The sequence below is a fragment of the Kitasatospora purpeofusca genome, assembly GCF_034043715.1.
GTDB lineage: Bacteria > Actinomycetota > Actinomycetes > Streptomycetales > Streptomycetaceae > Kitasatospora > Kitasatospora purpeofusca_A.
Genome location: NZ_JAXCLC010000075.1, coordinates 33,962 through 44,874, shown reverse-complemented (window position 1 = coordinate 44,874; position 10,913 = coordinate 33,962). Strand labels below are relative to the sequence as shown.

Annotated in this window: 10 protein-coding genes; 3 read left to right on the top strand and 7 right to left on the bottom strand. The window is 73.4% G+C overall.

Features of this window, described 5'->3' with window-relative positions; genetic code table 11:
* Both SM793_RS30145 and SM793_RS30140 read right to left on the bottom strand, forming a co-directional pair.
* The coding region (locus SM793_RS30145) for a DUF6296 family protein (RefSeq protein WP_320441473.1) at window positions 1–233 on the bottom strand (233 nt) is incomplete at its 3' end.
* Between the two features lie 105 nt (window positions 234–338).
* On the bottom strand, window positions 339–575 hold the full coding sequence (locus SM793_RS30140; RefSeq protein ID WP_320441472.1) for a DUF2277 domain-containing protein: 237 nt from the start codon (window positions 573–575) through the stop codon (window positions 339–341).
* A 173-nt stretch (window positions 576–748) separates the two neighbouring features.
* On the opposite strand from SM793_RS30140, the gene SM793_RS30135 reads away from it, so the two are divergent.
* Window positions 749–2,005 carry an MFS transporter gene (locus SM793_RS30135; RefSeq protein ID WP_320441471.1) on the top strand — a complete coding sequence of 419 codons (1,257 nt, stop codon included), beginning with the start codon at window positions 749–751 and terminating at the stop codon, window positions 2,003–2,005.
* A gap of 23 nt (window positions 2,006–2,028) precedes the next feature.
* On the opposite strand, the gene SM793_RS30130 is transcribed toward SM793_RS30135, so the two are convergent.
* The 3 genes from SM793_RS30130 to SM793_RS30120 all read right to left on the bottom strand — a co-directional run bounded on the left by SM793_RS30130 (window position 2,029) and on the right by SM793_RS30120 (window position 4,885).
* A complete protein-coding gene (locus tag SM793_RS30130; protein WP_320441470.1) occupies window positions 2,029–2,598 on the bottom strand; it encodes a gamma carbonic anhydrase family protein in 570 nt (189 codons plus the stop codon).
* Window positions 2,599–2,663: 65 nt separating this feature from the next.
* The gene (locus SM793_RS30125; protein ID WP_320441469.1) at window positions 2,664–3,995 is read right to left on the bottom strand and encodes a serine hydrolase; all 1,332 of its coding nucleotides are present in this window, start codon (window positions 3,993–3,995) and stop codon (window positions 2,664–2,666) included.
* Between the two features lie 323 nt (window positions 3,996–4,318).
* Entirely contained in the window at window positions 4,319–4,885 is a 567-nt protein-coding gene (locus tag SM793_RS30120; protein WP_320441468.1) for a DJ-1/PfpI family protein, read from the bottom strand.
* A gap of 336 nt (window positions 4,886–5,221) precedes the next feature.
* On the opposite strand from SM793_RS30120, the gene SM793_RS30115 reads away from it, so the two are divergent.
* Window positions 5,222–5,437: a hypothetical protein gene (locus tag SM793_RS30115; protein ID WP_320441467.1), complete on the top strand. Its 216-nt coding sequence runs from the start codon at window positions 5,222–5,224 to the stop codon at window positions 5,435–5,437.
* A 325-nt stretch (window positions 5,438–5,762) separates the two neighbouring features.
* On the top strand, window positions 5,763–7,049 hold the full coding sequence (locus tag SM793_RS30110) for a glycerophosphodiester phosphodiesterase (RefSeq protein ID WP_320441466.1): 1,287 nt from the start codon (window positions 5,763–5,765) through the stop codon (window positions 7,047–7,049).
* Window positions 7,050–7,181: 132 nt separating this feature from the next.
* Here the strand turns inward: SM793_RS30110 and SM793_RS30105 are convergent, their stop codons facing one another.
* Both SM793_RS30105 and SM793_RS30100 read right to left on the bottom strand, forming a co-directional pair.
* Window positions 7,182–9,545, bottom strand: a complete 2,364-nt coding sequence (locus SM793_RS30105) for a transglycosylase domain-containing protein (protein ID WP_320441465.1) — start codon at window positions 9,543–9,545, stop codon at window positions 7,182–7,184.
* Between the two features lie 239 nt (window positions 9,546–9,784).
* Window positions 9,785–10,876 (bottom strand): hypothetical protein, encoded by a 1,092-nt coding sequence (locus SM793_RS30100; RefSeq protein WP_413816064.1) that lies wholly within the window; start codon window positions 10,874–10,876, stop codon window positions 9,785–9,787.
* Between the last annotated feature and the right edge of the window lie 37 nt (window positions 10,877–10,913).

Sequence of the window (10,913 nt, the reverse complement as noted above, 5' to 3'; positions counted from 1 at the left end):
GGCAGCGGCTCGGCGTGGACGGGGACGTGCGGGTTCTGGTGGCCGCCGGTGGCGAGCATCCGGACCTCCCCCGCGTCGCTGATCTCGGCCCGGACGATTCCGCTGGGGTCCTCGTACACCGGGTGGCCGCCGGGCCCGGAGGCGCTGGTGCGCTCGACCACGACCACGTCCTGCGGGGCCTGGGTGCCGGGGGTGCCCGGGAAGGTGAGTGCGTAACGGGTGACGGCGCTCATAACCGACCTCCTGCTCCCTGTTCGACGTGCCCGGCCTTCGACCTGCCCGGCCTGCCGGGTTCGACGTGCCCGGCCGTTGACGCGGCCCGCCCGTGGCTTCCGGCCTCAGGCGGTCGCCCGGGCCGGTCGGGCGGGCACACCGCGCACCTCCAGCTCGCCGAGCAGGCACGCGGTGGCCTCGGCCACGGCGTCCACGGCCCGGTCGAACGCCTCGCGGTTGTGCGCGGCCGGAGCCCGGAACCCGGACACCTTCCGTACGTACTGGAGCGCGGCCGCTCGGTAGTCCTCCTCCGTGGCGTCGGGCGTCACGGGTGGTCTCAGCGTCTTGATACTGCGGCACATGCCTCCAGTCTTGCGCGCGGACGCCCGGCAGGCGACTCCCGTCCGTCACGGGACCGCCTTGCGCACCACACAGCGCCGTCATCCGATCGGATTAGGATTTGGCCCGAACAATCCCGACCCCGCTCGGTCCGTTCGTCCCGATCCACACGTGTCCGTTCTTCCGGAGCACCCCCTTGCCTCTCGCGCTGGTCGCCCTGGCCGTCACCGCCTTCGCCATCGGAACCACCGAGTTCGCCGCCATGGGGCTGCTGCCCCAGGTCGCGGACGATCTGGACGTCTCGATCCCGCAGGCCGGCTGGCTGATCTCCGCCTACGCGCTGGGCGTGGTGATCGGGGCGCCGCTGCTCACCGCGCTCGCTGCCGGGCGGCCCCGGAAGGCGGTGCTGGTCGCCCTGGCCGGGTTCTTCGCCGCCGGGAACCTGCTCTGCGCGCTCGCCCCGGACTTCTGGACGCTCGCCGCGGCCCGGCTGGTCACCGGACTGCCGCACGGGGCGTTCTTCGGCGCCGGGGCGGTCGCGGCGGCCGAGCTCGTCGCTCCGGGCCGGCGGGCCAGGGCGGTCGCGGTGATGTTCTCCGGGCTGACGCTCGCCAATGTCGTCGGCGTGCCGGCCGCGACCCTGCTCGGCCAGCACCTGGGGTGGCGGGCGACCATGCTGGTGGTGGTCGCGATCGGCGCGGCCGGGGCCCTGGCGATCGCCCGGCTCGTCCCGGCCCTGCCGTCCCCCGCGCAGTCGGGCCTGCGGCACGAGCTGGGCGCGTTCCGCAGCGGGCAGCTGTGGCTCGCGCTGGCCACGGTGGTCTTCGGCTGCGGCGGCTTCTTCGCCTGCTACTCCTACATCACCCCGCTGCTGACCGAGGTGTCCGGCTTCGCGACCGGGTCGGTGACGCTGGTGCTGGCACTGTTCGGGGTCGGGATGACGATCGGCAACCTGCTCGGCGGCTACGCGGCCGACCGCGCGCTGCGGCCGACGGTGTGCGTCGCGTTCCTGCTGCTCGCCGCCGTGCTGGCACTGTTCGCCGTGACCGCCCGGGCCCAGTGGTCGGCGGCGGCGACGGTGGTACTGGTGGGGCTGTTCGGGTTCGCGATCGTCCCGGCGGTGCAGACACTGGTGATGCGCGAGGCCCGGGGCGCGCCGACGCTGGCCTCGGCGACCGTGCAGGGTGCGTTCAACCTGGCCAACGCCCAGGGCGCGTACTTCGGCGGGCTCGCGCTGGACGCCGGGCTGGGCTGGACCTCGCCGCCGCTGGTCGGCTCGGGCCTGGCGGCCTCCGGCGCGGTGATCGCCGTCGCGGCCTGGGCCGCAGCCCGGCGGGGCACCCGGGCCGCGGGCCTCCCGAGTACGGTCGCGAGCGCGGGCCCGACCCCGGTGCCGGGCCCCGCGCCGGCCCCGGACGACCGGATCGGCGCGGGGACGGCGACCCCCCGCTGAGCCTTCCCCGGGGGGCAGGCCCGTCAGACCGCGTCGGCCGCCGGCCCGGACGGTGCCGCGGGACCCGGAACCGGGCGGAGGTCACGGTGACCGTCGGCCAGCAGCGCGTAGCCCTCGGCGTTGAACTTGATGCCGGCCCGCTCGTCCTCGGTCAGTTCGCGGCGCACCTTGGCCGGCACTCCCGCGACCAGCGAGCCGGGCGGGACCACCATGCCCTGCGGCACCACGGCTCCGGCCGCGACCAGCGAGCCGGCCCCGATCCGGGCGCCGTTCAGCACCGTGGCGTTCATCCCGACCAGGACGTCGTCCTCGATCACACAGCCGTGCAGCACGGCGTTGTGGCCGACCGAGATCCGCTCCCCCATCACCAGCGGGAAGCCGAGGTCCGCGTGCAGGGTGCAGTTGTCCTGGACGTTGCTGCCGGGGCCGACGGTGATCGCCTCGGCGTCACCGCGCAGCACCGCGCCGTACCAGACGCTCGCCCCGGCGCCGACGGTCACACTGCCGACGACGACCGCGTTGGGTGCCACGAAGGCGGTCGGGTCGACCGCCGGGACCCGGCCCCCGACCTCGGCGATCAGCGGCTCTGCCATCTCACGTCCTCCTCGCGGCGACTGCCCATCAGGTGCGGGCCATGATGGCATCCCCCTCGGTGCCGTCAGCCGGCCGGGGCCGGAACGAGGGTGGTGGCCGGGACGAGCGTGGCGGCCGGAACGAGGGCGGTGGGCGGGACGGAGGCGGTGGGCGGGACGGAGGCGGTGGGCGGCGGGCCGCCGCAGGTGCCGGTGTCGAGCAGCGTCTGGAAGGCCGCGTTGGTGGCCGGCAGGTTCGACATGTCGAAGGCGTTCACGGAGGCGGCGAACTGCCGACGGGTGTCGCTGTCGGTGTAGACGAAGGTGTTGTAACCGGGGATGCCGCCCGCGTGGCCCCAGACCGGGCCGCAGGGCGTCGACACCCGCTGGAGGCCCAGACCGTACGCGTCCTCGCCGCTCTGCGGGGTGACGGCCATCATCTCGGCGAGCAGCGGCCGGGGCAGCAGTCGCCCGCCGATCAGGGCGGTGACGAAGGTGGTGAGGTCGGCGGTGGTCGAGATCCCGGCGCCGGCCGCTCCCGCCATGCTCGGGTCCAGCTCGGTGACGTCGGCGGGCCCGGCCGGCAGGTCGTAGTAGCCGTGCGCGTGGGGGCCGGGGATCTTCGTCGAGTGGTCCGGCATGAAGGTGTGGGTCAGGCCCAGCCGGCGGACGATCCGCCGGTCCACCTCCTGCTGCCAGCTGTGCCCGGTGACCCGCTCGACGATCTGCCCGACCACCAGGTAGTTGGTGTTGGAGTAGTGCGCGCCCTGGCCCGGCGCGAAGTACGGCGGGTGGGCGTTGGCGAGGGCGATCAGCTGCTGCGGGGTGTACCGGGTGTAACGGCCGGTCTCCAGCCACTCCCGGAGCCTGACGGGGTCCTCCTCGTAGCCGAAGGCCTCGTCCTCGGTGTAGTTGAACAGGCCGCTGGTGTGGTTGAGCAGCTGGCGCAGGGTGATGTTCCGGCCGTTCGGGACCGCGCCCGGCAGCAGCTTCTCCACCGGGTCGTCCAGCCGCAGCCGCCCCTCGGCGGCGAGTTGGAGGACGACGGTGGAGACGAAGGTCTTGGTCACGCTGCCGATCCGGAACAGGCCGTCGGCGTCCACCGGGGCTCCGGTGGTGAAATCGGCGGTGCCGGCCGCGCCCTTCCACACGGTGCGGCCGCGCTCGCTCACCCGGGCGAGCGTCGCCGAGGCCCCACCGGGGTCGACCACGCCGCGCACGGCGGCGTCCAGCGCCCGCGCGTCGACACCCCGGCGCGCGTCCCGGCCGGCGTCCGCGCCGTCCTGCGTTCCCGCCACCGTCGCCGTCGTCGCCCCGCCCGGCCGGCCCGCACCGCTCGGCCCGCTCGCGCCCAGCGCGCCGGCCGTCGGGGCGGTCACGCCCACCAGACCCGCGCCGGCCAGCGCGAGTGCCACCACGCGCACGGCCGTGCCGCGGCGACGACGCGCTGTACTGCCCGCACCCCCCGCGTTCGCCGTACCGCCCGTGCCGCTCCGTACCGTACCGTCCATGCGTCCTCCCACGTCAGTGCCTTCGGGTGCCCACAACACCCTCGCCGCTTTCGGCAGTTGACACTCTGACAGGAGCACCGGCGGATCTCCTCCGCCCACGGCCCGGACCCGCTCCGCCTCAGGGCCGACATTCGGGCGCCCGGCGCGGCCGTCTCCAGTACGGGCCACCCCTGACGCACCTCGGGGAGGTGTCTCCGACCCAGGTCGGAGACACCTCCCGGACTACGAGGTCAGGCGACCGGGGCCTTGACCCGGAGGACTTCGACGAACGCCCGCAGCCACGCCGGGTGGTCGGGCCAGGCGCGGGCCGAGACCACCACGCCGTCGACCACCGCCTCGCCGTCCACGTACGTCGCGCCGGCCGCCGTCATGTCCGGCTCGAGCGCCGGGTAGGCGGCGCTGGTCCGCCCGCCGAGCACCCCGGCGGCGGCCGACACCAACGGACCGTGGCAGATCTGCGCGACCGGCTTCTCGCTCTCGAAGAAGTGCCGGACGATCCGCCGCAGCTCCGGATCGTTGCGCAGGTACTCGGGCGCGCGACCGCCCGGGATCACCAGCGCGACGTAGTCCGCCGGGTCCACCTCGGCGAAGGCCAGGTCGGCCGGCCAGGTGTAGCCCGGCTTCTCGGTGTAGGTGTCGTACCCCTCGACGAAGTCGTGCACCACGAACTGCAGCCGCTTGCGGGTCGGTGCGGCGATGTCGACCTGGTAGCCCTCCTCGCGCAGCCGCTGGTACGGGTAGAACACCTCCAGCGACTCCGCGGCGTCCCCCGTGACGAGCAGGATCCTCGATGCCATCGCCGACATCCCTCCGAATCGATCGATCGTCGGACCTGGTGCCGGCCCGGGCCGGTGCACCCGGCACGGGCCGGGACCAACCTGCCGCACCCGCCACACCCGCGCAACGGGGCGCACCGGGCATCCACTCCGCCGAATGCGCCCCCGCGCGCCACCCGGCGGCGGCACGCGCTCCTGCGGCCGCCCCCGTTCCGGCTCGTTCCGGCGCGTTCGGCCCCGTACCGGCCCGTTCCGGCTCGTCCTCTCCCAGGATTCGGGGATGGGACGGTAGTCGCCCCCCGGGTCAGAATCGGCGCAGCCCGGTCACCCCGGGAACCATCTCGAAGGGATCCGCCGATGACCCGTTTCTCCCGCTCGCTCGCCGTGCTCGCGGTCACCGCCTCCGCCGTGATCGGCGGCATCTCCGTCGCACCCGGGGCCTCCGCCGCCGGCAAGCGGTGCGACGTCGAGTACACCGTGGCGTACTACACCTACAAGCAGCTCGGCTACGGGGACTTGGAGGCGCTGCTGCACGCCGAGAAGTCCTACGGTCTCTGCCAGGTCCAGGGCTGAGGCCGGACCGCTCGACGCAGGAAGGGTGGCCGGCCGGGGAGCGTGACCGCGGCCGGCCACCTCCGTGGCCGCCGTGCCCGCCCTCGCCGCCCTGCCGTCCGTACCGCGTCCGCCGCACCCGCCTCGCACCCGCCCCGGGCCCGGCAAGGACGGTGGGTGCCGGAACTTCTCCGGCAGTTCGCCCGACGGCCACCCGGCGGGGCGGGACTGCTCCTAGTCTGCGGGCGGCAGCCACACCGCGACGCCGACACCGCGACGCCACCAGCGCCACGCCGACGCCGCCGTGCCAACGCCGCCACGCCATCCGCGCGAGCTAGGAGCTTCCATGACGTACCGTCCGACCGACGGCGGCACCCCGGCGGAGTCCGCCGAGGGCACCTCCTCCTCCCGCCGCAGCTTCCTGCGGGCCACCGGCGCCGCCGGCCTCGGCGCCGCCGCGCTAGCCGCCGGGGCCGGGGAGGCGTTCGCCGCCCCCGGTGCGGACCAGCCGGACGCGGACCGGTCCGGCGCCGAGGACGAGCGCGGCGCCGCGTCCGACCGCCCGGCCGGCACCCGGCCGCCGGTCCGCACCGGCACCGGCTTGGACCGCCTGCCGCACCCGCTGATCGTCGGTCACCGCGGCGCCCCCGGCTACCGCCCCGAGCACACCCTGGGCTCCTACGACCTGGCGCTGCGGCTGGGCGCGGACGTCATCGAGCCGGACCTCGTCCCCACCAAGGACGGCCAGTTGGTGGTCCGGCACGAGAACAACATCGCGGAGACCACGGACGTCGCCGACCACGCCGAGTTCGCGAGCCGCCGCACCACCAAGACCATCGACGGTGTCGCCCAGACCGGCTGGTTCACCGAGGACTTCACCCTCGCCGAGCTGCGCACCCTGCGCGCCAAGGAGCGGCTGCCGCAGCAGCGCCAGCGCAACACGCTGTACGACGGCCGCTGGGGCATCCCGACCTTCCGCGAGGTGGCCGACTTCGCCCGCAAGCGCGGCCGCGAGCTCGGCCGGGACGTCTGGGTGTACCCGGAGACCAAGCACCCCAGCTACTTCCGTTCGATCGGGCTGCCGCTGGAGCAGCGCCTCGCCGACGAACTGCGCCGCACCGGGCTGGCCGGGCGCAACGGCCGGGCGATCCTGCAGTCCTTCGAGCCGAGCAGCCTGCAGTTGCTCGCCAAGCTGGTCGACAATCCGAAGATCTTCCTGCTCAGCGGCCCGACCAGCCAGCCGTACGACTTCGTGCTGTCCGGCGACAAGCGCACCGTGGCCGACCTCGTGAAGCCCGAGAACCTGCGCTGGATCGCCGGCTTCGCGCACGGCATCGGCCCGACCACCACCCTGATCGCCCCGGTCGACGCGACCGGCAAGCTGCTGCCGCCGACCACCCTGGTCCGGGACGCGCACGCGGCCAACCTGCTGCTGCACCCGTACACGGTGCGCAACGAGAACGCCTTCCTGCCGCTGGACTACCGCCGGGGCACCGACCCCAACGCGTACGGCGACGCGATCGGCTGGGCGAAGTACCTGTACGAGCTCGGGGTGGACGGCTTCTTCACCGACCAGACCGACACCAGCGTGCTGGCCCGCCAGGACTTCTGGGACGCCAAGGGCGCGCACTGACCGCATCGGCCGCACTGACCGTACTGACCGCATCGGTCGCACTGACCACGCTGAACCGCCGCTGAACCGCCGCGCCCCGGACCGTCCGTCGACGTTCCGGGGCGCGGCGCCGTCCGGGGCGGAGCCCCGCCGTCAGCCGTCGCCGTGCTGCCCCTCGGGCTGGGACTGCTGTCCCTGCGGCGCCTGTCCCTGCGGCGCCTGCTCCTGCTGGGTCGGCCGGTCCTGCTGAGTGGGCTGGGCGGGCTTGCGCGCGGGCGGGCGGCCGGGGGTCTGGGTGCGTCCGCCGGGCCAGGTCGGGGCGACGTCGGTGGGCTGGCCGCCGGGCCACGTCCCCGGTGAGCCGCTGCCGGAGCCCGGGCTCGCCGAGGGGTCGCGCTTCGGCGGCGGATTGGGGATGTAGACGGTCTCGAACTCCTTCTCCGGCATGCCCCGCACGGCGTCGTTCATGGCCATCTGCCAGATCGGCCCCGGGCCGGTGGCGCCGAAGACCTCGTCGAACCACTTGCCGCCGATCCGGATGTTCTTCATCGGCACGCCGCCGGCCGGGCCGCCCAGCCAGACCGAGGCGGCCAGGTTGCCGGTGTAGCCGCTGAACCAGGCCGACTTCTTCTCGTCGGAGGTACCGGTCTTGCCGGCGATCTGCCGATCGTCGTTCAGGCCGAGGTCACGGGCCGTGCCGCCCTTCTCGGTGACCCCGAGCAGCACGGTGTTGATGATGTCCGCGGTGCTCTCGGCCAGCACCCGGTCGCACTTGGCGGGACTGACCGGGACGTCCTTGCCGTCCATGGTGGTGATGCCGCTGATCGCGACCGGCGTGCAGTAGGTGCCGCGGTTGGCGAAGGTCGCGTAGACGTTGGCCATCACCAGCGGGCTCACCTCCTGGGTGCCCAGGCCGAGGGCCGGCAGCTCCTGCAGCGGCTTGCCGCTGGCCTTGCCCGCGACGCCCAGCTTGTTGGCCATCTGCTTGACCGCGCAGAGGCCGATCTCCTGCTCCATCTGCACGAAGTAGGTGTTGACCGAGAGCGCCATCGCCTCCTTGAGCTCGTACGGGCCGATCTCGCCCGCGGACTCGTTGGGGATGGTGCCGCCCTTCTTGCCCTTCTCCAGGTTCTTCCAGGTGCCGTCGCAGGTGGTCATCGTCGGCCAGTCCATCTTGTTCGGCGCGGGGTAGGACTGGGTGGACGTCAGCCCGGCCTCCAGCCCGGCGGCGGCCACGATCGGCTTGAAGTTGGAGCCCGGCTGGAAGCCGTTGCCGCCACCCATCGCCGCGTCCACGTTGTAGTTGACGACGGTCTGGTTCTTGGCCGGATCGATCCCGTACGGCCGGGTCTGGGTCATCGCCAGGATCCTGCCGGTGCCCGGCTCGACCATGGTCATCGCCGCCGACACCTCGTCGGTGACCTTCACCTTGGTGGTCACCGCCTTGAGCGCGGCCGCCTGCTTCACCGGGTCGAGGGTGGTGTGGATGAACAGGCCGCCCTGGTCCCAGAGCTTCTTGCGCTCGGCGGCGGTCTTGCCGAAGACCGGGTCCTGCTTGATCACGTGCCGGACGTAGTCACAGAAGAAGCCCATGCCCGCGTCGGCGGTGATGCAGCCGTTCTGCGGGGCCTGGTAGTGCAGGGCGACCGGCCCGGACTTGGCCTCCTTGGCCTGCTCCGGGGTGAGGTGCTTGTTCTCGACCATCTTGTCGATGACGACGTCGCGGCGTTTGCGCGAGGCCTCGGGGTGGGCCTTGGGGTCGAACTGGGAGGGGTTCTGCACCAGGCCCGCCAGGGTCGCGGCCTCGGCGGCCGTGAGGTCCTTGCTGTTCTTGCTGAAGTAGCGCTGGGCGGCCGCCTGGATCCCGTAGGCCTGCTGGCCGTAGTACGTGATGTTCAGGTAGTTGGTGAGGATCTGGTCCTTGGTCAGCTCCTCCTCCAGCTTGATGGAGTACTTGAGCTCCTGGACCTTGCGGCCGAGGGTCTTGCGCTGGGCCTCCAGCACCGCCACCGGGTCGTCGCCGGCCTTCTCGACGTTCACGTTCTTCACGTACTGCTGGGTGAGCGTGGACGCGCCCTGGACGGCGGTGCCGCTCTCCGCGTTCTTGGTGACGGCCCGCAGGACGCCCTTGAGGTCGACGGCTCCGTGCTCGTAGAAGCGCGCGTCCTCGATGTCCACCTGGGCCTGGCGTATCAGCGTGCCCATCTCCTCGCCGGTGATCACCCGGCGGTCGCGCTCGTAGACCTTGGCTATCTGCTGGCCCTTGGCGTCGTAGATCCAGCTGGCCTGGGTCAGCGCCGGTGTCTTCAGGTCGGCGGGGATGCTGTCGAACTCCTCGACACCGCTCTTCATGCCGAGCCCGAGTGCTCCGGCGGCCGGGAGGGCGATGCCCGCGAGCAGGACGCCCGCTAGGGTGCTGTAACCGAGGAACTTCACGCCGTGGCCGAGCAGGCCGAGCGGGGTCTCGCGGCGCCGGGGGCGCGGGACCCAGGTGTCGAGGGGCTCCGAGGAGGGCATGCGGCGGCTTCTCCGTGACATAGTCGGAACACTACGTCCACGAAAACCGCCCGTGGGGCCGGTGTTGGTCAACCTTTGTCACAAATCGGCGACAGATCACCGCCGTTGGGCGTGGCGTTCCGAACGGCCGGCGGCCCCGCCCGCTCCGGGAGCAGGTCGTTCGCCCACGCTCGACGGGACTCGATCAAGAACGGCCGGGTCCGCCCGCCCCCCTGTGCTCCGTTCTCGGCCCTCGGCCCTCAGCCCTCGCGCTTCTTGCGGCGCAGTCCGAACACCGCGCCCGCCACCGCGGCCAGGAACGCCACCCCGAGCACCTGGTCCCCAGTGCTCGCCGGGGCGTCCTTCCCGCCGTCGGACGACGGCGGGGCGGCTCCGCCGGAGGCCGGCGATGCCGGGGCCGAGGGGTCCGCCGGGCCGGAGGGATCCGAAGGGGCCGGGGTGGGGCTCCGCAGGGGTTCGACGGTGTCCGGGAGCTGCGCGTCGTCGAGCGGCGCGCGCCAGACCGGGCTGTCCTTGCCCTCGCTGCCGTAGAGCAGCGCCCGGCCGTCCGAGGTGAAGGTGACCGACTCCCCCTGGCGCTGGAACGGCGTGGACAGCGGCCCGAGTTCGCTCGGCGCGCCGTCCTTCCAGCGGTAGAGGGTCGCCGAGAAGTAGCCGCGCAGCACCAGCCGGGTGCCGTCCGGCGAGAAGGCGCCGTCGGTGGTCCACGGCGCGTCGGCGATCCTCCGGAAGGTGTTCACGCCCGTCGGGGAGAGCTTCTCCGGGCCCTGGTAGAGCCCGCCGCCGCCCTGCTTCTTGCTGGCGATGTAGGCGCGGCCGGTCACCGGGTGGACCATCAGCGCCTCCGCGTCGCGCGGGCCGTCCTCGTAGCGGACCTTGTAGCGGGTCACCTCCACGGTCTGGTCGTGCAGCTCGGCGGGTTCGGCGAAGGCGTAGATCCAGACCTCGGGCCACTTCCCGCCGAGGTTGTCGCCGAGGTCGCCGACGTAGAGCCGGCCGTCCGGACCGAGCGAGACCGCCTCGACGTCGCGGGGTTCGACACCGCGCAGGGTGACCGTGGCGACCGTGCGGCCCCGGGAGTCGACCGCGTAGACGTACGGGCCGTCGTCGCTGTCGTTGTGGGTCCAGTAGACGCCGGGGTGCTGCCGGCTCGCGGCGAGGCCGCTGGACTCGGTGATCCTCGGGTCGGCGATGGCGAAGGCCTGGCCGCCCGGGTCGGCGGCGTGTGCGGACGGGGCGCCGAGCGTGGCGCCGGCGCCGACGGCGACCGCGGTGGTGGCGGTGGCGCAGGCCGCGGCGAGCAGCACTGCGGGGAGCCTGGTCGTTCGCATCCTCAGCACCGGTCGATCCTCCCACGGCCGCCCGCTC

Excerpts from the sequence above, each read along its gene's own strand:
- SM793_RS30105 (WP_320441465.1), bottom strand. The coding sequence starts at position 9,545 with ATGCCCTCCTCGGAGCCCCTCGACACCTGGGTCCCGCGCCCCCGGCGC.
- SM793_RS30140 (WP_320441472.1), bottom strand. The coding sequence starts at position 575 with ATGTGCCGCAGTATCAAGACGCTGAGACCACCCGTGACGCCCGACGCC.
- SM793_RS30115 (WP_320441467.1), top strand. The coding sequence starts at position 5,222 with ATGACCCGTTTCTCCCGCTCGCTCGCCGTGCTCGCGGTCACCGCCTCC.
- SM793_RS30110 (WP_320441466.1), top strand. The coding sequence starts at position 5,763 with ATGACGTACCGTCCGACCGACGGCGGCACCCCGGCGGAGTCCGCCGAG.
- SM793_RS30120 (WP_320441468.1), bottom strand. The coding sequence starts at position 4,885 with ATGGCATCGAGGATCCTGCTCGTCACGGGGGACGCCGCGGAGTCGCTG.
- SM793_RS30130 (WP_320441470.1), bottom strand. The coding sequence starts at position 2,598 with ATGGCAGAGCCGCTGATCGCCGAGGTCGGGGGCCGGGTCCCGGCGGTC.
- SM793_RS30100 (WP_413816064.1), bottom strand. The coding sequence starts at position 10,876 with ATGCGAACGACCAGGCTCCCCGCAGTGCTGCTCGCCGCGGCCTGCGCC.